Source organism: Methylophaga lonarensis MPL (assembly GCF_000349205.1).
GTDB lineage: Bacteria > Pseudomonadota > Gammaproteobacteria > Nitrosococcales > Methylophagaceae > Methylophaga > Methylophaga lonarensis.
Map to the genome: position 1 here is coordinate 42,191 of NZ_APHR01000027.1, position 20,745 is coordinate 62,935.

At 49.9% G+C, this 20,745-nt stretch carries 17 protein-coding genes and 1 pseudogene; 6 read left to right on the forward strand and 12 right to left on the reverse strand.

What is annotated here, in order from left to right:
• Positions 1 to 15: 15 nt before the first annotated feature.
• From MPL1_RS05525 to MPL1_RS05540, 4 genes are all read left to right on the forward strand, one after another.
• A complete protein-coding gene (locus MPL1_RS05525) occupies positions 16 to 927 on the forward strand; it encodes a M23 family metallopeptidase (RefSeq protein ID WP_009726140.1) in 912 nt (303 codons plus the stop codon).
• Positions 928 to 1,073: 146 nt separating this feature from the next.
• Positions 1,074 to 3,794, forward strand: a complete 2,721-nt coding sequence (gene secA, locus MPL1_RS05530; RefSeq protein ID WP_009726141.1) for a preprotein translocase subunit SecA — start codon at positions 1,074 to 1,076, stop codon at positions 3,792 to 3,794.
• Positions 3,794 to 5,020, forward strand: coding sequence for a bifunctional glutamate N-acetyltransferase/amino-acid acetyltransferase ArgJ (gene argJ / locus MPL1_RS05535; RefSeq protein WP_009726142.1), 1,227 nt, complete (start codon positions 3,794 to 3,796; stop codon positions 5,018 to 5,020). Before secA ends, argJ begins: the two co-directional genes overlap by 1 nt.
• Before the next feature lie 7 nt (positions 5,021 to 5,027).
• A complete protein-coding gene (locus MPL1_RS05540; RefSeq protein WP_009726143.1) occupies positions 5,028 to 6,089 on the forward strand; it encodes a DUF3549 family protein in 1,062 nt (353 codons plus the stop codon).
• Here MPL1_RS05540 and MPL1_RS05545 read toward each other — a convergent pair.
• The 6 genes from MPL1_RS05545 to MPL1_RS05570 form a co-directional block, all read right to left on the reverse strand.
• Positions 6,081 to 6,710 carry an NAAT family transporter gene (locus tag MPL1_RS05545; protein ID WP_009726144.1) on the reverse strand — a complete coding sequence of 210 codons (630 nt, stop codon included), beginning with the start codon at positions 6,708 to 6,710 and terminating at the stop codon, positions 6,081 to 6,083. The genes MPL1_RS05540 and MPL1_RS05545 overlap by 9 nt on opposite strands.
• A gap of 2 nt (positions 6,711 to 6,712) precedes the next feature.
• Positions 6,713 to 7,306: a pyridoxamine 5'-phosphate oxidase family protein gene (locus MPL1_RS05550; protein ID WP_235045539.1), complete on the reverse strand. Its 594-nt coding sequence runs from the start codon at positions 7,304 to 7,306 to the stop codon at positions 6,713 to 6,715.
• Complete coding sequence (gene def / locus MPL1_RS05555; RefSeq protein WP_009726146.1) at positions 7,248 to 7,820, reverse strand: peptide deformylase; 573 nt, start codon at positions 7,818 to 7,820, stop codon at positions 7,248 to 7,250. The genes MPL1_RS05550 and def overlap by 59 nt, the downstream gene beginning before the upstream one ends.
• Positions 7,817 to 8,467, reverse strand: coding sequence for a 2OG-Fe(II) oxygenase (locus tag MPL1_RS05560; RefSeq protein ID WP_009726147.1), 651 nt, complete (start codon positions 8,465 to 8,467; stop codon positions 7,817 to 7,819). Before MPL1_RS05560 ends, def begins: the two co-directional genes overlap by 4 nt.
• A 155-nt stretch (positions 8,468 to 8,622) precedes the next feature.
• Positions 8,623 to 9,852 carry a nucleoside recognition domain-containing protein gene (locus tag MPL1_RS05565; RefSeq protein ID WP_009726148.1) on the reverse strand — a complete coding sequence of 410 codons (1,230 nt, stop codon included), beginning with the start codon at positions 9,850 to 9,852 and terminating at the stop codon, positions 8,623 to 8,625.
• A gap of 102 nt (positions 9,853 to 9,954) precedes the next feature.
• Entirely contained in the window at positions 9,955 to 11,766 is a 1,812-nt protein-coding gene (locus MPL1_RS05570; protein ID WP_051057012.1) for a DEAD/DEAH box helicase, read from the reverse strand.
• Between the two features lie 174 nt (positions 11,767 to 11,940).
• Between MPL1_RS05570 and MPL1_RS05575 the strand changes: the two genes are divergently transcribed.
• Together MPL1_RS05575 and MPL1_RS05580 are read left to right on the forward strand one after the other, a co-directional pair.
• Entirely contained in the window at positions 11,941 to 12,771 is an 831-nt protein-coding gene (locus MPL1_RS05575) for a formate/nitrite transporter family protein (RefSeq protein WP_009726150.1), read from the forward strand.
• A 10-nt stretch (positions 12,772 to 12,781) separates the two neighbouring features.
• Entirely contained in the window at positions 12,782 to 12,991 is a 210-nt protein-coding gene (locus MPL1_RS05580; RefSeq protein ID WP_009726151.1) for a dodecin, read from the forward strand.
• A 101-nt stretch (positions 12,992 to 13,092) separates the two neighbouring features.
• Here the strand turns inward: MPL1_RS05580 and MPL1_RS05585 are convergent, their stop codons facing one another.
• From MPL1_RS05585 to MPL1_RS05610, 6 genes and pseudogenes are all read right to left on the reverse strand, one after another.
• Positions 13,093 to 13,638, reverse strand: a complete 546-nt coding sequence (locus tag MPL1_RS05585; protein WP_009726152.1) for a BPSL1445 family SYLF domain-containing lipoprotein — start codon at positions 13,636 to 13,638, stop codon at positions 13,093 to 13,095.
• A gap of 78 nt (positions 13,639 to 13,716) precedes the next feature.
• Positions 13,717 to 15,313, reverse strand: a pseudogene (locus tag MPL1_RS05590) (ABC-F family ATPase).
• Positions 15,314 to 15,389: 76 nt separating this feature from the next.
• Entirely contained in the window at positions 15,390 to 15,659 is a 270-nt protein-coding gene (locus tag MPL1_RS05595) for a GIY-YIG nuclease family protein (protein ID WP_009726153.1), read from the reverse strand.
• A complete protein-coding gene (gene msrB / locus MPL1_RS05600) occupies positions 15,646 to 16,044 on the reverse strand; it encodes a peptide-methionine (R)-S-oxide reductase MsrB (protein WP_009726154.1) in 399 nt (132 codons plus the stop codon). The genes MPL1_RS05595 and msrB overlap by 14 nt, the downstream gene beginning before the upstream one ends.
• 76 nt (positions 16,045 to 16,120) lie before the next feature.
• Positions 16,121 to 19,651 (reverse strand): transporter substrate-binding domain-containing protein, encoded by a 3,531-nt coding sequence (locus MPL1_RS13225; RefSeq protein WP_009726155.1) that lies wholly within the window; start codon positions 19,649 to 19,651, stop codon positions 16,121 to 16,123.
• Entirely contained in the window at positions 19,623 to 20,669 is a 1,047-nt protein-coding gene (locus MPL1_RS05610) for an HD domain-containing phosphohydrolase (RefSeq protein ID WP_009726156.1), read from the reverse strand. The genes MPL1_RS13225 and MPL1_RS05610 overlap by 29 nt, the downstream gene beginning before the upstream one ends.
• Positions 20,670 to 20,745: the final 76 nt, after the last annotated feature.

The following is a 20,745-nucleotide window of genomic DNA, read 5'->3' on the forward strand; positions in this document are numbered from 1 at the left end:
CAGGTTTGAGATACAGTGCAAGTAATAATCATATCCGCAAACAAAACCGGGCACAGGCATTGGCATCTTACGCCACTCCGCCTGACGCTGATTGCGCTAACCCTACTGACATTGTTGGGCTTAAGCGCGATTTCCCTGCATCATTGGTCTCAACAGCGTTCGCTGCCAGCTTCATCACCAGATTACCTGCCCACTTTCACATACACACCTCGACTATCTCAACCGGCACCCAGATTATCTGAGCAAGACAGCATTCACGGCTTTTACGCAAAGCAGCTGGGCGGACTGCAGGCTGAAGCAATTCGCTTGAAGGTGCTCAGCGAACGCTTGGCCGAGGTTGCAGGGCTTGATATCAGCGAATTCATGCTGGATGAGCCTGCGGGTGTTGGCGGCATCGAATTTTCTGGTGACTGGCTCAGCAGTCACGAATTCGAACAAGGACTGGACTGGCTGTCAGCCGCTTTCTCAGCGCAAGGTACTCGGTTAAGCAGCCTTCAGGATTTCTTGATCACCAACGATAACATCACTTCTGCAATCCCTTTTGGTAAACCGGTTCCCGAAGATAAAACCTGGCTTTCTTCTTTCTATGGTCAGCGTGTTGATCCCTTCAGTGGTCGTAAGGCTTTTCATCGCGGACTGGATTTCGCTGGAAGGGAAGGCACTACCGTCCATGCTGTCGCCGATGGCATTGTCAGCTGGTCGGGTATGCGAGGTGATTATGGCGGCCTGATTGAAATTGATCATGGCAATGGATATGTCACCCGTTACGCCCATAATAAGACCCTCAAGGTCGAGCCAGGTGAGCGTGTCAGCAGAGGACAGGTCATTGCACTGATGGGTTCGACCGGTCGTTCCACAGCACCGCATGTGCACTATGAAGTGATCAGGGATGGAAAGCCAGTCAATCCATACAACTATCTGAACTGATTCTGTCAGGCATACCCTTGTAATTCAGGGTATGCATCGCCACATTCAGACATTGGCCGTTCGATATATCCAGACGTAAGCGCTATAATCAGCCGATTTGAGACAAATTGGTCGGGTTTCGCCGTATTCCAACAACAGGTAAACACATGGTTAGCAAGTTTTTCAGCAAAATTTTTGGCAGTCGTAATGAACGTGTAGTCAAAAAACTTCAGAAAGTTGTCGACGAGATCAATGCGCTAGAACCCATCATAGAACAGCTTGATGATGCAGCCTTGCAGGCTAAAACAGCTGAGTTCAAGCAGCAACTTGCTGAGGGAAAAACGCTGGATGATATCTTGCCTGAAGCATTTGCTGTGGTGCGTGAAGCCGGTAGGCGTGTGCTGGAAATGCGTCACTTTGACGTGCAAATGATCGGCGGTATGGTGCTGCATCAAGGCAAAATTGCCGAAATGAAAACCGGTGAAGGTAAAACACTGGTCGCTACGCTGGCGGTATATCTCAACGCGTTGAAAGGTGAAGGCGTTCACGTCATCACTGTGAATGATTACCTGGCCCGACGTGACTCGGCCTGGATGAGTCGACTCTATGGCTTTCTTGGCCTGACCACTGGAGTCATCGTTTCCGGCTTGAGTAATGAAGAGCGTCGTGAGGCTTATGCTGCCGATATTACCTACGGCACCAATAATGAATTTGGCTTTGACTACCTTCGCGACAATATGGCGTTTCGTATTGAAGACAAGGTTCAACGCAAACTGCATTTTGCCGTAGTGGATGAGGTTGACTCGATTCTGATTGACGAAGCCAGAACACCACTGATTATCTCCGGACCGGCCGAAGACAGCTCAGAGCGTTATCAGCAAATCAATGTGCTGATTCCGAATCTTTCCAAGCAGGAAGGTGAGGGCGACGATGTTACCGTTCCTGGCGACTACACGGTTGACGAGAAAAACAAACAGGTATTTTTCACAGAAGCGGGCCACGAGAAGATTGAGCAACTGCTCACAGAAGCCGGTTTGCTGGAAGAGGATGCCAGTCTTTACGATGCCGCCAATATTGGCTTGATGCATCATGTCAACGCCGCGTTACGAGCACATGTGCTGTTTCACCGGGATGTTGACTATATTGTCCAAAATGACCAGGTGGTCATCGTCGATGAGTTCACCGGCAGAACCATGCCGGGCAGACGCTGGTCAGAGGGTTTGCATCAAGCGATTGAAGCCAAGGAAGGTGTCTCAGTTCAGAACGAAAACCAGACACTGGCTTCAATTACTTTCCAGAATTATTTCCGACTCTACGAAAAACTCTCCGGCATGACCGGTACCGCAGATACCGAGGCATTTGAGCTGCAATCGATCTACGGACTTGAGGTCATCGTGATTCCCACTCACAGGGAAATGTTGCGTAAGGATGAAGCGGATCGCATTTATCTGACAGCACGTGAAAAATATGATGCCATCCTTGAAGACATCAAGGAATGCGTCGCCCGTAAACAGCCTGTTCTGGTGGGTACAGCCTCAATTGAGAGTTCTGAGTACCTGAATAATCTGCTGAAAAAAGCCAAAATTCCTCATGAAGTGCTCAACGCCAAGTTTCATGAAAAGGAAGCGCACATCATTGCTCAGGCAGGCCGCCCTGGCGCAGTTACTATCGCAACCAATATGGCGGGTCGAGGCACGGACATTGTGCTTGGCGGCAGCCTGGAAGTTGAGCTCGAGAAACTGGGCGAGAATCCGGACCCGGCTGAAAAAGCCAACATCAAGGCAGAATGGCAGGCGCGTCATGATGCTGTATTAGCTGCCGGTGGCCTGCATATCATCGGTACTGAACGTCATGAGTCACGACGCATTGATAATCAGTTGCGTGGACGTTCTGGACGCCAGGGTGACCCGGGTTCGACCAGATTCTATCTGTCACTGGAAGATAATCTAATGCGCATCTTTGCTTCTGACCGCATGGCCGGTTTGATGCAAAAACTGGGCATGGAAGACGGCGAAGCCATCGAGCATCCCTGGGTCAGCCGTGCGATTGAAAACGCGCAACGCAAGGTAGAAGGTCATAACTTCGATATCCGTAAACAATTGCTTGAATTTGATGATGTCGCCAACGACCAGCGTAAAGTGGTTTATGAGCAACGCAATGAGCTGATGTCTGCGGATGATGTTTCTGAAACGGTTAAGTCAATGCGCCGAACCGTTATCAATGACGTGATTAGTCTCTACATTCCACCAAACAGTATTGACGAGCAGTGGAATGTGCCGGGACTTGAGCAGGCCCTGCAGGAAGACTTTGGTCTCGACTTGCCACTGAGCAAATGGCTTGAAGAAGATGACACGCTGCATGAAGAATCACTGCGTGACAAGATTGTTGAATCTGCAGAACAGACCTATCAGGAAAAAGAAAATACTGTCGGTTCAGAACTGATGCGTCATTTTGAAAAAGCCATCATGCTGCAGACGCTGGATAGCCAATGGAAAGAGCACCTTGCACAGATGGATTATCTGCGTCAGGGCATTAACCTGCGCGGCTATGCCCAGAAAGATCCTAAACAGGAATACAAGCGTGAAGCCTTCCAGCTGTTTTCCAGCATGCTGGTGTCGATCAAACGTGATGTGGTGATGCTGCTTTCCAAAGTTAAGGTGCGTGCACCCGAGGATGTAGAAGCGGTTGAAGAGCAGCGTCGGCAATCGGCAAGCGTGCAGTACCAGCATGCTGAGCCTGAAGCCCTGACAGGCCAATCAGATGCACAGGAAGAAGAGCCTAGACAGGCACAACCTTTTACCCGTGAAGGTGAAAAGGTTGGACGTAATGATCCTTGCCCCTGTGGTTCAGGCAAAAAATACAAGCACTGTCACGGGGCGTTGAAATAATGGCGGTGAATCTTTCACCTCCCGACAAACACGCACTATTGCCAGTCGCGGGCATTCGTCTGGCGGTTGCCAGTGCCGGCATCAAAACACCGGGCAGAAAAGATGTGGTGTTGATTGAAATGGCTGAAGGTAGTCATTGTGCCGCGGTATACACACGAAACGCTTTTTGTGCTGCGCCAGTCATCGTTGCTCGGGAACATCAACAACAGGCAACACCGCGCTTTTTGTTGGTCAACTCAGGTAATGCCAATGCAGGAACCGGCGATCAGGGTCTGGCTGCAGCCAGGCAATGTTGTGGTGCCGTGGCCACTCATGGTCACGTATTACCGCAGCAGGTTCTGCCTTTTTCTACCGGAGTTATCGGTCAGCAATTGCCGGTAGCAAAAATCGAGCAGGCATTGCCTTCAGCTTTTGACAATCTTTCCGCCGATGGTTGGTTTGATGCTGCCTACGGCATCATGACCACTGATACCGTTGCCAAGGCGACCTCTGAGCACGTTCTGATAGACGGACGTGAAGTTACGGTGACTGGTATCAGCAAAGGTGCTGGCATGATTCGCCCGGATATGGCAACGATGCTGGCCTACATAGCGACAGACGCGGCTATTGCTCCAGAGTTGTTGCAACCGCTGCTCAATGACGTCATGAATGAATCGTTCAACCGAATCTCGGTGGATGGTGATACTTCGACCAATGATGCCTGTGTATTAATGGCTACCGGACAGGCGGCCAATACACTGATCGACAATAGTCACAGTGCTCAATATCAGCAGTTAGCTGATGCCGTAGCCAAGGTTTGTCGCTATCTTGCTCAAGCCATTGTGCGTGATGGTGAAGGTGCAACCAAATTCATCAGTATCGTGGTTGAACAAGGTAAAACTTCAGATGAGTGCTGTCAGGTGGCTTACACCATTGCGCATTCGCCGCTGGTGAAAACGGCCTTGTTTGCCTCTGATCCTAACTGGGGCAGAATCCTCGCCTGCGTTGGCCGCAGCGGTCTGGTTGAACTGGACCTATCGAAGATTTCCATTTTTCTCGATGATGTTTGCGTGATTGAAGCGGGCCAGCCGGCACTGGACTATACCGAAGACAAGGGCCAACAAGTCATGAACAATGCCGAAATCAGCATTCGCGTATTGCTGGGACGTGGCGCGGCTTCAGAAACGGTCTGGACCTGTGACTTCTCTTATGATTACGTGAAAATCAACGCAGAATACCGTACCTGATTGTCAGATGAGTACTTTGGAATCCGTTACCACACTGGCAGAACTTCTGAACCAGATTGGCGCGAAATATCGAGTTTTTGATCTCGGCCGTCGTGTCAGCAAACTATCTACCGAGCAGTTCCAGCAATTTGAACTGGCAAATCAGGCTTATCCCTATCCCTTTCAGCGCCAGGCGCTGTTGGGTCTGATTTTCTGGTTGCCCGCCGATACTGAGCGGCAATATGTCTGGTTTTTGCGTTTCCCACTGGATGAGCAGGGCTTGTTGATTCAAGCCAGTCGTGATGAGTTTTTGGTCATGCTATTGGAGCGGGTCGGAGCTTCAATGCTGGCCGCTGCTCAGGGCGGAAAACTTGAAGGTGTGTTGCAGGACAGCCCGTTTGTGTTTTCACCGCGCGATGACAAAATGGCGGCGTTTCATGCCCAGGCCCGAGCCACGCTAAAACTGCCTGCCTCCAGCCATTACACCACCGCACTTCAATACTTCACGACTCAAGACACTACGCTGGAATGGCAAAACCTGGCGATGCAAGGCGTGGCTGATGTTGCGATAAGGCTCGATGATGATAAGCACTGTCAGGGGCTAATCAAACGATTGCCCAGCCTACCAATGCAGCCACTGCAAATGCTTTGCAGCTTTTTAGAGCATGCGCGACCGCCTGTACGACTGGTTGAGCAGCTAGCGCAATTGATCGATTTGGAGTTGCAGCAATCAGCACCGGAGATCACACGGCTCACGGCCTTCTTGAGAGCGATATCCAACAGTGATGCGATGGGCTTGATTGAACATGCCGTGCAGGCAGTGCTTAAGCACCCATGCAGTGTTGACGTTGAAATATTGGCGGTGATCAGCGGTCGACTCTGGCCGATACTTAAACTGCCGGATCTGTGTCAGCTCTATGTAGAACAATTGGCCGTCAATTCAGCCGGTCAGGCCGGATTCAGTCATTTGCTGGCAGATTTGATGTTCCTGCCGGATATGCGTGAACCGGTAATGCAGGCTCTGAGAAATCCTCAACGGTCTGCAGCATTGACGGTTGCAGTCGGTCAGATGTTTGGTCACTCAGCTTAAGGCCGGAAACAGACCTCTCAAGCCGCTGGCAATAAACTCAATGGCAATGGCGGCAACAATCAGCCCCATGATCCGGGTTGAGATATTGATACTCATCGCACCCATTCGACTGGCAATCCAGGGTACCATTTTAAAGGTCAGCCAGAGCACTACTCCGAGCAGCAAAATTCCGGCGCTGAGTAAGCCGTAGTGAGCAATGCCATCACCTTTGTGGGCATTGATGATGACCAGACTGATGGCGCCTGGGCCAGCCAGTAGCGGCATTGCCAGTGGCACTGCGCCGATGGAATGTCCAGAATGAATAAACTCAGTGGCGGTTGATTGGCGTTCAGCATCTGGACCAGATTTGAGCATGGCAATCGACATCAGTAACAGCAACAGCCCTCCAGCGACCCGGAACGAGTGAATGCTGATACCAAAAAACGCCAGAATCATTTCACCTGCAACCACTGCAATCAATAGAATGACCATCGTGGTCAGCACTGCCAGTCTGGCGGCTCTGGCGCGGTTTTCCACAGACAGTGTGGCCGTCAGGCCGATAAATATGGGAATAATGCTCAACGGGTCGACCACGGCCAGCAAGGCGATGACAAATTTGCTGTACTCAGTGAGTTCCAGCATGGTCAGTCCAGATTTTTCTCAATGTCAGTGCTGAGCCCATCAATACTGTGACGATTCTTTTCCTGCCAGTATTGCCGTATGCCGGTTTCACCTTTCTTTTCGGCCCATTGATTCAGTTGTTCACGTTCACCTGCATATTGAAATAACGGCACTGCCATGCCGCACGAGGTTTGCACCAGTTCAACCTTGAGGTCAAAAATCTGTCGTGCGCCGGGCAGTGGGTCAAATAATGTATATAACTGTAACCACTCGGCATCATTATGGTGAATCACCCGCGCTGTGCCGTAGATACGCAGAATCAAGGGCTTGCCCTCAAAGGCGGCAAACATCAGTGTCATTCGATTTTGTTGTTGAATATGCGCGGCAGTTTCATTGCCACTGCCCGTCACATTCAGCCAGAGTACGCGCTTGGAATTAAGCACTCGCAGAGAATCCATCCCTTTGGGGGAAATATTGACCCGACTGTCCGAGGTCGCTGTACCGACAAAAAACAAATGTTGTTGCTGGATAAAGCTGATTAATCTATCCGAGAGTTCATCAAAGCGCTGCCCCATGCTGAGTACCTTCAATGGCTGTGTTTCGAGATCGACTGGCATACTGCTGTTGCCAGACTTTTTCGGTCATCATATCGTCAGTAGACGACACCCGGTCAATAAACAATAGACCCTGAAGATGATCATATTCGTGTTGGAATAATCTGGCTAAAAATCCATCATAGCGGGTTTGCACTTTAGTCCCGTCTTGCAGCGTGTAGGCTACTTCAATGGATTGAGGGCGCGAGACTTTGGCGCGAAGTCCGGGGATGCTCAGGCAGCCCTCCCAGTCACTGATTTGATGTTCAGAGCTGCTTAAAATCTGAGGATTGATCACGGTGGTGATGGGCATTTCTGGGGCGTCGGGATAACGGTCATTGGGGTGACTGCACATAATGAATATTTGCTGATCAAATCCCAGCTGGGTTGCCGCGATGCCCATGCCTTGTCGTTGTATGACCTGCTCTGTGAGCAATTCGATAATCTGCCGACACCGGTCGGAGTGAATATCACTGACCGGTTTGGCTTTGCGACGCAGCAAGGGCTGCCCTAATTGCAGTAATTCCAGTTCACTCATATTGCCGGTGCTTGCATGGGATCCTGAATGCGAAACCAGCCAGCAATACTGTAACGGTCACGCTTGCAGGCAAGAACCTCATGCGGAAAGTCCTCACTGAGAAAAACAACCAAAGTGCCCATTTCTGGCATGACTGTGCTGATAATCTGGTCGCTGTCCTTGTCATAAATCACCAGTTGACCGCCATCAGTCGCTTGCCAGTCCTGATTCAAATATAACACGGTGGTCAGTACGCGTCTGGAGTCGCCGCCTTTGAATGCATCCATATGCCGCTTATAGAAAGCACTTGGGGCGTAGTGTGCATAATGGGCTTCATAGTCGAATAATCCCAGAAACAATCGGCGATTAATTGCCAGGCGAAAATCAGCCATTTGCTGCAAATAGGCGGCGTCAACTTTATGGGTATCGCTCAGCCAGCGAGTTTCATCGCCGCGAATGGCTGTGTTGATTTGAAAGTCAGTCTCTCTGCCTACCCCGGCTAATTGCAGATCATTGTGTTCATCAAGTCTGGCGACCCGACGGTATAGATCATGTGTCAGAGCATGAGAAAAGGCATCCGGTACGATAGAGTAGCCTTGTTCGAACAGATCATTGGCAATCAGATCATACAATTCAGATTCGGCTGGGGGCGGGGGAGTCGCAGACATAGGCACTCCTGAGTGCTTAAAAGTCAGTGCACAGAGCGGTCAAGCCGTTCGGCAGGCGCTGAAATTTAACAGAAAATGAATAGCGCTGTATATCTATTTCTGCGGAGCATGTTTTCAGACCAGCGGCAGGATATTGCAGACCGGTTTCATCAGATTCAGCCGAAGAACCAATAGGCGATTATGATGGCTGCAGTAATGCCGGCAATATCTGCTGCCAGGCCACAGCCCACTGCATGACGGATATTACGGATACCCACAGCACCAAAATAAACCGCCAACACATAGAAGGTGGTTTCCGTGCTGCCTTGCACCATGGACGCCAGTCTGCCAGCAAAGGAGTCAGCACCATGCGTTTGCATGGTATCAACCATCATGGCTCTGGCACCGCTGCCGCTGAAGGGCTTCATAAATGCGGTTGGCATCGCGTCAATAAAGCGATCATCCATGCCAAGGCTCAATACCAGACTGCGTAGCAGATCAAACAAGATATCCAATGCACCACTGGCACGGAACACGCCAATGGCAACCAGCATGGCAACCAGATAGGGAATGATTCGAACGGCGGTTTCAAAGCCTTCCTTGGCGCCTTCAATAAAGGCTTCGTAGGCATTGATTTTGCGGATAGCCGCAGCACCGATAAACATGATCACCAGTGCAAACAAAATGACGTTACTGATTAAAGCCGATTGGGTCAGCATCTCAGCTTGTGGCAGGCTGACGAAATAGAACAGCAGTGCAGCTATCAATAGCGTAAAACCACCCAGATAGGCAGCAATGACACGGTCCAGCAAATTGATACGCTGCACCCAGGCAACCGTCAATAAGCCCACCATGGTTGAACAATAAGTCGCCAGCAAGATTGGAATGAACACATCAGTCGGGTTAGCGGCGCCCATCTGAGCCCGGTAAGTGAATATGGTGACCGGAAACAAGGTAACTGCCGAGGTGTTGATCACCAGAAACAGAATCTGGGCATTGCTGGCGGTTGTTTTGCTGGGATTAAGTGTTTGCAGCTCTTTCATTGCCTTGATACCGAGCGGTGTCGCAGCATTATCCAGGCCCAGTGCATTGGCCGAAATATTCATCACCATGGCACCCAGTGCCGGATGGTTTTTGGGAACTTCGGGCATTAAGCGCACAAACAGCGGGCTTAGACCACGGGTTAACAACTCGACAAAGCCGCTGCGTTCACCAATCTTCATGATGCCCAGCCAGAGGGCCAGAATACCGGTCAGGCCAATGGAAATTTCAAAAGCGGTGCGAGACAAGCTGAACATCGCGTCCATTAACTCGCCAAATACCTCGGTGTCACCAAGATAAATAAGCCGGAACAACGCGACGCAAAAGGCGATAAGGAAAAAAGCGATCCAGATAAGATTCAGCATGGCGTTTATTGTGGCATGCCGGATCTGTTTGAGGAAGTTGCCTTGCGTTGGTCTGGCAAAGAGAATGGGCGGGTTGCGACACCCGCCCACCTAGTCAAAGGACTATTTTGAGCGATCTTGTGTTGATTTCTTGCGTGACTTACTTTTGTCGAAACTTTTCGGGCCACTGCCGGATTTACGTTTGAAGCTTCGAGCTGAATCTTCAGTTGGCACGGCAGATTCCAGATCTTCAATCAGACTGATGTTCATCTGATGGTTATTCACCCATGTTTTACGCAGGTGCTGGAACACGTCGCGCGGCATGCCTTCTGGCAGATCAATCAGGCTGTGATCATCGTTGATAGTGATGCGCCCGATAAACTGACTGTCGATTCCGGCTTCATTGGCGATAGCGCCGACCAGATGCTTGGGTTCGATCTGCTGTTCACGGCCCACTTCAACCCGATAAGTCTGCATGCCGGTTTCAGTGACATGAGGTCGGGCTGCACGTGGTGCTCGTGGCTCACGTGCTTTTTTACCGCGACTGTCTGAAGCTGAATGTCTGTCATGGTCACGTTCAGGCCGCTCGGGTCTTTCACGAACATGTTTGACGGGCAGCAACGGTCGACTCTTTTGCAGCAGGAACGCCATGGCGGCGGCCACTTCAATCGGATCAGCGTTGTGTTCCTGCTGATATTGAGTGATCAGGGTTTCGAAGAAACTCAGATCCTGTGACTCAATGGTTTCACTGAGTTGTTCCTTGAATTGCATCACCCGGCGGTCTGCCACTTCTTCGCTGCTGGGCAGTTGCATTTTATTGATGGTTTGACGGGTTGCTTTTTCGATGGCCATCAACATACGTTTTTCGCGTGGTGAGACAAACAAGATGGCTTCACCTTTACGGCCGGCGCGACCTGTGCGGCCGATACGATGCACGTAGGACTCTGTATCGTAGGGAATATCGTAATTCACCACATGACTCATACGTTCGATATCAAGACCACGGGCGGCCACGTCGGTGGCGATCAGAATATCAATCTGACCTTTCTTCATGCGCTCGATGGTTTTTTCACGTAGTGCCTGGTTCATGTCACCATTGAGTGCAGCACTTGCATAGCCACGTGCTTCCAGCTTTTCAGCCAGTTCGACAGTTGCGTTTTTGGTGCGAACGAAAATGATCATGCCATCGAAATCTTCGATTTCGAGAATGCGTGTCAATGCATCAAGCTTGTGCACACCGGTCACTTGCCAGTATCGCTGGTTGATAGTGTCTACGGTGGATGTCTTGCTCTTGATGCGAACTTCTACCGGATCTTTGAGGTAGCGCTGGGCAACGCGATGAATCGGTCCTGGCATCGTGGCCGAAAACAGTGCCACCTGACGTGTTTCAGGTGTTTCCTGCAAGATGGTTTCAACATCGTCGATAAAGCCCATGCGCAGCATTTCATCTGCTTCATCAAGTACCAGCGCACTGAGCTGATCCAGTTTGAGCGTGCCACGGCGGATATGATCGAGGATACGGCCCGGAGTTCCGACAACCACTTGAGGCTGGCGTTTCAGCGCGCGTAATTGAATGCTCATACTTTGACCGCCGTAGATCGGCAGAATGTGGAATTCTTTCAGATGGCGCGCATAAGTTTGCATCGCTTCCGAGACTTGAATTGCCAGTTCACGAGTCGGTGCAAGCACTAACAGTTGTGTACCTGATTTGCGCACATCCAGTCGACTCAGCAGAGGCAGCGAAAATGCTGCTGTTTTGCCGGTACCGGTTTGCGCTTGACCGAGCAGGTCACGACCTTCGAGTAAAGGGGGAATACTTTGTGCCTGAATCGGCGAGGGGGTTTCGTAACCCGCTTCGCTGACAGCACGTAAAATAGCAGGAGCCAGCCCTGACTCAGCAAATGAGGGCAATTGATCGAGTTGTTCTGTGGACATGAAATAACCTGTGAAAGTCAGTTTTGCAATCAAAACTGAAGGCGGGAGAAATACCACCGGGTATTGTACGTGCTCTTTTGAATAAAAGACAGAGAAATCATTTATTTATTCCACATGGCTGGTCAGTTGCCTGGTCATGGTTCATCATGCAAAGAGAAACCTCAGGAGTATCTCATGGACCCATTTTCGATAGATGCCTATAGCCCAAAAGAGATTGCTGGACGAATTCAGCAGTTGGGCGTCGTTAAGAGCAAAGGTGATCCACTGCGGGTTGTGGCCTTGTCGCTATTGGCAGGCGCCTTCATTGCTTTCGGCGCTGCCTTGTTTACAGTTGTGACCTTTGATGCGGGTGGCCTGGCGGCAGGTGTGTTGCGACTGCTGGGAGGCTTGGCTTTTTGTCTTGGCCTGATTCTGGTGGTGGTAGCTGGCGCGGAATTATTTACCGGTAATAATCTGATTGTCATGGCTTATGTGGATGGTCAGGTGACGCTCAGGCAATTGCTGAATAATTGGGGCCTGGTCTATTTGGGTAATTTTGTCGGTGCGATAGGTATTGCACTGCTGATTTATTTCAGCGGCCACTGGCAGGGGGCTCAGGGCGCCGTTGGCGCACATGCGGTGATGATTGCTGATGCCAAGGTCAACCTGACCTGGATGGAGGCATTTACCCGTGGCGTTTTGTGCAACATCCTGGTCTGTCTTGCGGTATGGCTGTGTTATGCCGGACGCAGTGTCACGGACAAGATTCTGGCAGTACTGTTTCCAATTACCGCCTTTGTGGCTCTGGGATTTGAGCACTCTGTGGCCAATATGTTTTTTATTCCAGCCGGTTTGTTGGCACAGACCGACCCGCTGGTGAGTTCGGCATTGGTTAATCAAGTCTCATCCCAGCTGTCTGTCAGCGGCTTTTTATGGCACAACCTGATCCCGGTCACCTTGGGCAATATCGTCGGTGGCAGTGTGTTTGTTGGCTTGTTTTACTGGTTTATTTATCTGCGTAAATAAGGAGAGTGTGATGACTGAGCATGTGTACAAACATATCGAAGTAACCGGTAGCTCTGCTACCAGTTCCGATCATGCGATTGAGTTAGCGATTGCCAAGGCGGCCGAAACCATCAAGCACATACACTGGTTTCAGGTGACCGATACCCGTGGCTACATTGAGGAGGGTAAGGTCAAATACTGGCAGGTCACTCTGAAAATCGGTTTTCGGATTGAGGATTGAGCTATTGGGTCACCAATGAACAGGGGGCTTGTTGGACACAAAAACAGTCGTCAGCAGAAACGGCTGGCAAAGGTCAACAAGCCCCAGCGACCCAGATCCGCTTAACGATTGATTTTGGTGAACTTGGAGCCTTCCAGGGTCAGGTTGTACATCAGCCCTTTGTTGTTGAAAACAAAGCCTGCAATGGGTGATTGAATATCGACGGTATTGATGTCTTCACCGACCCCCCATTCAACGACTGCAACCGAACCATCGACACCTGCTTTCCAGCCGCTGCTGTTGCGAAAATTATTCAAGGCGTCATCGGTCAGAAACACAACGACGATGGATTTCATTTGTGCGCCCAGCTGAAAACCAATCGAGGCGCCAGCAGTGTTGTAGTAATCAACGGTTTGACCGCCGACACGTAGTGCGCCTTCACCGTATTCACCACCAATGCCAAAGCCCGCTTTGATGACTTTTGGAAACACCAGCACACCTTTGGCTTTTTCCAGAAAGCGCTCACCACCGTTGACCTGCTTTTTGAATTCGGCGAGGGTTTCATCGACACCGATATCTATCTCAGTTGCGGTGTCGGCCTGAGCCGGGATGCTGAAAATCATCAGACTGAGCATTAACGCACTGAACAACGATAGGTTTCTGAGCATGAGAAATTACCTGTTTTAAGTGGTTGAAGGGCCAAATTAGCACGAAATTGTGACAGGCGAAACTCGCTTGAGTTCTGTTCAGTTAATGCCCTGGCTTTTCAGATAATCATCATAGCTGCCACTGAAATCGGTAATGCCACTGGCCTGCATATCGAAGATTCGAGTTGCCAGCGAAGAGACAAATTCACGGTCATGCGAGACGAAGATCAACGTGCCGTCATATTGCTCCAGCGCCATATTCAGTGACTCGATAGACTCCATATCCATGTGATTGGTCGGTTCATCCATCACCAGAATATTGGGCCGTTGCAAAATCAGCTTGCCAAACAACATACGGCCTTTTTCACCACCCGACAGCACATGGACTTTCTTGTCGATCATATTGCCGGAGAACAAGAGGCGACCGAGAGTGCCACGAATCACTTGTTCATCATCTTCCGGGCCACCCCATTGGGACATCCACTCCAACAATGTCATTTCATTCTTGAACAGATGGTCATGGTCCTGTGCGTAATAACCAATGTTGGCATTTTCTGACCATTTGACTTCACCGCTAGTGGCCGGCAACTCTCCCACCAGTGTTTTGACCAGTGTGGTTTTACCAATACCGTTAGGTCCAATAACCGCAATTCGCTCACCGACTTCGGCCATGAAACTAAAATTGGTAAACAGAGGGTGTTCTGTTTCGTAGCCTTGACTGAGTTTGCTCACTTCAAGCGCATTACGGAACAGTTTTTTGTCCTGGCTGAAACGGATATAAGGATTGACCCGGCTGGATGGCTTAATGTCATCGAGCTTGAATTTTTTCGATTTGTTTTTGCCGTGATGTTGCTTGCTTGGCTTTGGAAGCGTTTGCAGAAAACCTTGAAACAAATTCCTGCAGTTCCTTGATCTGGGCTTTTTTCTTGGCATTGTCAGCCAGTTGACGTTCACGGGCCTGAGTGGATGCCAGCATGTAGTCATCATAATTGCCAGGATAGACACGCAGTTCACCGTAATCCATATCGGCCATGTGAGTACAGACACTGTTCAGAAAATGGCGATCATGGGAAATGATAATCATGGTGCTGTTTCGCTGGTTCAGTATGTCTTCCAGCCAGCGGATGGTGTTGATATCAAGGTGGTTGGTCGGCTCATCCAGCAGCATGATATCGGGATCGGCGAACAGTACTTGAGCCAGCAAAATCCTTAATTTCCAGCCGGGAGCGATTTCGCTCATCGGGCCGTAGTGTTGCTCAACAGGAATACCTACGCCCAGCAATAACTCACCTGCTCGTGATTCTGCGGTGTAGCCATCCATCTCGGCATAAAGACCTTCCAGCTCGGCGACTTTGATACCGTCTTCCTCGCTCATTTCTGGCAGGTTATAGATGCGATCGCGTTCGTGATGGACTTCCCACAGCGCTTTATTACCCATGATCACCACGTCAATGACGCGCTGATCTTCGTAAGCGAATTGATCCTGTTTGAGCACCGCATAGGTTTCATTCGGATCGTAAATCACATTACCGGAAGTCGGCTCCTGTACACCGGCAAGAATTTTCATGAAGGTCGATTTGCCGCAGCCATTGGCGCCAATCAAACCGTAGCGATTGCCATCGCCGAATTTGACTGAGACATTCTCAAACAAGGGCTTGGCCCCGAATTGCATGGTGATATTGGCGGTACTAAGCAAGGTGATGTGTCCTGTGGCAACCCCGAAGCGCGATCACTCCGGAAAAAAGCGCCTATTGTACATGCTTGGGATCGGATTATCTTGATTGCGAGATTGAGCTTGCAATCAAATCAAGCTTTGCCTGACGGCTGAGTTTTTTGATAGCAGCTTCACGGCGACTGGCACTGCTTCTGTCGGGATAAGATTCTTGATAAACCACTTGCTTGGCTTGGCTGCTGGCAAAGAATCGAGCGCCCTTGCCGGATTGATGTTGCTGCAGGCGACGTGTTAAATCTGTGGTAATGCCGGTATACAAATGACCATTGGCAGCTTCGATGATGTACAACGTCCAGTCAGTTGTCTTCATTAAAATCCAGTGCGATGGAATTGATGCAATAGCGTAATCCGGTAGGGGCTGGGCCATCATCGAAGATGTGACCAAGATGCGCATCACAACGATGACAGCGGACTTCGGTGCGATCCATACCGTGACTGTAGTCGGCATGATGCGTCACGACACCGTGCTCTATCTGGGCAGAAAAACTGGGCCAGCCACAACCCGCATCGAATTTGTCTTCAGAGGAAAACAACGCTTCATCACAACAGACACAGTGATAAGTGCCGGGAGCGTTGTGATTGTGATAGATACCGCTAAAGGGGGCTTCGGTGCCTGCACTGCGGGTGACTCTGAACTGTTCTTCGGTCAGCAGCTGTCGCCACTCCCGGTCAGGTCTGTCAATTTTCTCAGACATTACATGTAATGTTTAACTGCCAAAAGCGGCTATTGTAAGCAGAGCACAACAGAAAATCAGCCCATAAAATGCAGGGTTATTCCGTATCGGGCGAGTCATTTAACAGCGTTTTACTGAGCTCAGCAAAGTCTTTGAGCAATCTTTGCATGCCGTCAATATCAAACGCGGCCAGCCGTTCCAGCAACAGAGTTGCGTAGCGATCCAGTTGGGGAAGTGCATAAGCGCTGGCCAGTGCGGCAACACTGTCAGCAAATAAGTGAATGTCGCTTATGCTGTTGCTGCGTCGTGCTCTGAGCCATAAGGTCTGGATTTCGTTATCCATGCGTTCGCGGATTTGTTGCCTCTGTTCCGCAGGTAATGTGCTCAAATCAACATCTGTTTGCTCAGGTTCAGGTTCTGTTTGCTCATGGCGAATATATTTCGACAGGGTGAGGAACAGATCATTTTTCAGTATTGGTTTTCGCAGATAGGCATCAAACTGACTTTCTCGACCTTTTTCATAATCACTCTGCATGACCGATGCGGTCAGGGCGACAATGGGAATGGTGGGGGCCATTTGTTTGATCCGTTCGGCAGCTTCATATCCATCCATTACCGGCATGCGAATATCCATCAATATCAGGTCTATGGCCTGCTGTTTGACAATATTCACGGCTTCAGCACCATTTTCAGCCTCGATGACCTTGACTTTGGTGTCAGCAAACAGGTTGGTAATGAGTTGTCGGTTGTCTTCAATATCGTCCACCACCAGCAGCGTGGCCGGGCGGAATTTGATGCGACTGGCATCAAAGGATAAGGCCTGTTCAAGCTGTCTTTCGGCGATTACTGATGCGATGCTGACTTCGCGTAACTCAATTGAAAAACAGGCGCCTTTGCCGGGCTTACTTTGAACGGTAATTTCACCGTTCATCATTTCGACCAGACGCTGGGTAATACTGAGTCCCAGTCCGGTACCACCATATTTTCTGAAATCCTGGCCGGATTGTTGAGTAAAGCTCTCGAAAATATGGGCGACTTCATGTGCTGGAATGCCGACGCCGGTATCTTCAACTTCAATCAGCAAATCAAGTTTGCTTAGATGTTCAAGGTGATTGCGTACTTTGACACGTAGGGTAATTTTACCTTCGTCAGTAAACTTCACTGCATTGCTGAGCAGATTGAACAGAATCTGCCGCAGTCGCGTCGGATCCAGAAGTACGCTGTCCGGCAGGCTGTCATCAATCTCCAGCACCAGTGCCAGATCCTTCTGCCGAAGCTGCAAGGCGAACATGTTGCTGATATCTTCAAACAAATGCCGAAGATGGCAGGCGGTCACAACCAGTTCAAGCTTGCCTGCCTCAATTTTTGATAGATCAAGAATGTCATTGATCAAAATCATCAGCGTGTTTCCAGCACTCTGGATGGTGTGAGTAAATGATTTAAGTCTTGCATCATTGACTTGTTCACCGAGTAATTCGGCAAAGCCAAGAATGGCGTTCATGGGCGTGCGAATCTCATGACTCATATTGGCGAGAAACTGGGATTTGGCCTGATTGGCCGATTCGGCCGCAGCCTTGGCTTCCTTCAGGGATTTTTCCAGTGCTATTCGCTCGTTGATATTGAGAAAAAATCCCAGATAAGCAGGTATGCCACGGTAATTGATGCTGATGACGGTTAACAGTGTATGGATGAGTTCGCCTCTGAGTGTTCTGATTTCGATGAGTTCATTACGTAATTCGCCATTCTCATCCAGCTTGTTGATAATTTGCTCCCGCTGAGAGGGTGGATCATAGAACTCGCGTGCCGATAGTTCAGAACGTTGCTGTTCGTTAAATCCCAGCTCCTGATAACTCCAGGCATTGGCCAGCAGGATCTGGCCCGTTTTCCGCTCAGTCACTAACAAGCTGATTGGCATGGCATTAATCAGCTTGGAAAGCTGTGCCTCACTTTCTTTCAGTTGCTGTTCGGAAGCTCTGCGTCGGGCGACTTCCTTGTGCAAACGTCGATTCCAGAAAGCGCTTGCCAGTAACACCAGTAACAAACCTGCCATGATTTGTATCAGCAGCGTGTAGTCAGTCGTCTCAAGTACAGTCACTGATAGCCATCGTTGTTCGATAGCGCGATGTTCCTCCTCGCTGATGGATTCGAGTGCGGCATTGATGATGCTGAGGAGCATTTCGTTGCCTTTGACAACACCCACATGCAGGTCCGCGTTAAATTCAGGAATCACCGTGGTGCTCAGATGGGTGAGCCCTGATTGGCGTGTGCTGTAACTGATGGCTGCAATATTGTCGAAATAGGCATCAATGCGGTTGGCAGCCAAGAGCCTGAATCCGTCATCAATGGATTCCACCTGAACCCGCTCGATTTTCGGAAAGTGATCGCGTAGAACGGATTCAGGAAAATAGTCTGCGACGACGCCCACTCGTTTGCCGGAAAACTCTTGCAGGCCGCTCAAATAGCCAAATTGGGTTGAACTGATGGCCAGCGGAAATTCGATGAAGGCATCAGATAAATCCAGGAACTGTTCCCGCTCTTCATTGCGCGACAAAGCCGCTACGATGTCTATCTCACCTTGCCGTGCCGCCTCAAGCACTGACGGCCAATCCGGTAAATGGGCGACTTCAAATTGCAGACCCGTTCGCTCACTGATAAGCCGCAGATAATCGGCGGCAATACCTCGATGTTCGCCCTGGCGATCCAGATAATCAAAGGGTGGCCAATAGGGATCAACCCCGACAATCAGCGGTCCTGATTGTGCAATCCATTGTTGCTGTTCGGCGCTGAGATGTAAGGATTTTTTTGGCGCAGGCAATATTTCAAAAGCCGTACCAGCACTGCTGGCGGCGTACCATTTTTCCATGATTGCTGCTCGCTCACGAGTGCTGATGGCGGCCAGGCTTTTTTCGATAATGTTGAACAGCAAAGGATAGTCATGATGGATGGCAACTGATGCGTGAGTGTCCAGTCCAGGAAATGGTGCCGCAATTTTGAGGTTTGAAAGATACCGCTCCCGCATGATGATGGTCGCGACCGCAATATTGCCGATATAGGCATCTGCTTGCGAGAAAGAAACTGCGGTCAGTGAAGCGTCATTGGAATCAGTCAGCAACAGCTCGATATCCGGGTGGTGTTTGACCATCCATTCGTGCAAATAAGAGCCCTCGTTGAGGGCGACTGTCTTGCCAGTCAGATCACCGACACTGTGAATGTCATCACGTTGTTGCTGGGTAATGATGCCCAACGACATGGAGACATAAGGTGCAGTGAAGTTGAGATAGCTGAGTCTCTGTGGCGTTTCGGCTGCACAGCTCAGCCCATGTAAAAGACCATTTTCGACATTGCTGAGGGTCTCTGCCCAGACTGCCGGTTTGACAATAATTTCCAAGCCGCTTTTTTCACTGATAAGCGCCAGAATATCGGCGGCGATACCATCGTGTTCGCCTTCTGCATTGGCAAAGTCATAAGGAGCCCAGCTATAGTCAGCCCCCAGTGTGATCTGTGGATTGTCGATAATCCATTGTTGTTCAGCATCAGTAAATTGAGGTCGTTCAGCGGCGGCAGGTGCAGCCAACAATAGCCAGCATAGGAGCAAGCGGCTACAGACGTTCGACCGCAACAAACTCATCAACATGTTCCAGCAACAGGTCCACCAGATAAGGATCGAATTGATGGCCTCGCTGGCTACGGATGTATTCGACCGTGTCTTCGAGCGTCCAAGGTTCTTTATAAACTCGCTTGTGTAACAGGGCATCAAACACGTCAATCAACGCAACAATGCGTCCGTAGAGGTGAATATTTTCGCCCTTCAAGCCTTGAGGATAACCGCTACCATCCCATTTTTCGTGATGTTGATGCGCGATGATGGCGGCGGCACGAGTATATTTGCGCCTGGAATTTTTCAGAATCTCATAGGCGCGGGTGGTGTGTGATTTCATGATTTCGAACTCGTCCTCGGTGAGGCGACCGTTCTTGTGCAATATTTCATGCGGGATAGTGATCTTGCCAATGTCATGCATCGGTGCGGCATGAAAGATAATATCGGCATCTTCGTCGTTAAGACTTTCGTGATAATAGGCCAGCAATCTTGAGCATTCGGCTACCCGGCGAATGTGTTTGCCGGTCTCATCTGAAGTGCTCTCCATCAACTCGGTGAGCATGTAGATCATCTCAATTTGATTTTGCTCCAGCTCGGTCATCAACCTTCGCTGACTCATCTGCAGTTTGTTCTGCAGGTTCGTGTTGGTCTGTGCCAGCAGTTGCTTGGCTTGATGCAATTCGGTGTGTGTTTTGACTCTGGCCAATAACTCTTCAGCGTGAAAGGGCTTGGTAATGTAATCAACTCCACCGCATTGAAAACCTTTACTCATCGAATCAATATCGGTTCTGGCTGTGACAAAAATAATGGGGATGTTTTGTAGTTTTGGTTCTGCTTTGATGCGTCGACAGACTTCATATCCGTCCATTTCAGGCATCATGATATCCAGCAGTACCAAATCGTAGCTATTGACTCGCATCAGTGCCAGCGCTTCCTGACCCTTGGTGGCAAAAGACAGTTGATAGGGTTCTTCCTTGAGGAAGTTCATTGCCACTTGTATGTTGTCAGGCACATCATCGACGATCAGAATGTGTGCTTGTGTAGTCATTGTCAGTCCCTTTTTTTTGTTGATTGCCTCTATGCAATAAGTCCATTCACAACAATCTATAGTTCATTCAATCTGA

What these genes read in the sequence shown, in the direction of transcription:
- MPL1_RS05545 (WP_009726144.1), bottom strand. Translation starts at nt 6,710, where the DNA reads ATGCTGGAACTCACTGAGTACAGCAAATTTGTCATCGCCTTGCTGGCC.
- MPL1_RS05595 (WP_009726153.1), bottom strand. Translation starts at nt 15,659, where the DNA reads ATGAAGACAACTGACTGGACGTTGTACATCATCGAAGCTGCCAATGGT.
- MPL1_RS05580 (WP_009726151.1), top strand. Translation starts at nt 12,782, where the DNA reads ATGACTGAGCATGTGTACAAACATATCGAAGTAACCGGTAGCTCTGCT.
- MPL1_RS05550 (WP_235045539.1), bottom strand. Translation starts at nt 7,306, where the DNA reads ATGCCAGTCGATCTCGAAACACAGCCATTGAAGGTACTCAGCATGGGG.
- MPL1_RS05570 (WP_051057012.1), bottom strand. Translation starts at nt 11,766, where the DNA reads ATGTCCACAGAACAACTCGATCAATTGCCCTCATTTGCTGAGTCAGGG.
- secA (WP_009726141.1), top strand. Translation starts at nt 1,074, where the DNA reads ATGGTTAGCAAGTTTTTCAGCAAAATTTTTGGCAGTCGTAATGAACGT.
- MPL1_RS05560 (WP_009726147.1), bottom strand. Translation starts at nt 8,467, where the DNA reads ATGTCTGCGACTCCCCCGCCCCCAGCCGAATCTGAATTGTATGATCTG.
- MPL1_RS05575 (WP_009726150.1), top strand. Translation starts at nt 11,941, where the DNA reads ATGGACCCATTTTCGATAGATGCCTATAGCCCAAAAGAGATTGCTGGA.
- MPL1_RS05585 (WP_009726152.1), bottom strand. Translation starts at nt 13,638, where the DNA reads ATGCTCAGAAACCTATCGTTGTTCAGTGCGTTAATGCTCAGTCTGATG.
- MPL1_RS13225 (WP_009726155.1), bottom strand. Translation starts at nt 19,651, where the DNA reads ATGAGTTTGTTGCGGTCGAACGTCTGTAGCCGCTTGCTCCTATGCTGG.
- MPL1_RS05540 (WP_009726143.1), top strand. Translation starts at nt 5,028, where the DNA reads ATGAGTACTTTGGAATCCGTTACCACACTGGCAGAACTTCTGAACCAG.
- MPL1_RS05565 (WP_009726148.1), bottom strand. Translation starts at nt 9,852, where the DNA reads ATGCTGAATCTTATCTGGATCGCTTTTTTCCTTATCGCCTTTTGCGTC.
- msrB (WP_009726154.1), bottom strand. Translation starts at nt 16,044, where the DNA reads ATGTCTGAGAAAATTGACAGACCTGACCGGGAGTGGCGACAGCTGCTG.
- argJ (WP_009726142.1), top strand. Translation starts at nt 3,794, where the DNA reads ATGGCGGTGAATCTTTCACCTCCCGACAAACACGCACTATTGCCAGTC.
- MPL1_RS05610 (WP_009726156.1), bottom strand. Translation starts at nt 20,669, where the DNA reads ATGACTACACAAGCACACATTCTGATCGTCGATGATGTGCCTGACAAC.
- def (WP_009726146.1), bottom strand. Translation starts at nt 7,820, where the DNA reads ATGAGTGAACTGGAATTACTGCAATTAGGGCAGCCCTTGCTGCGTCGC.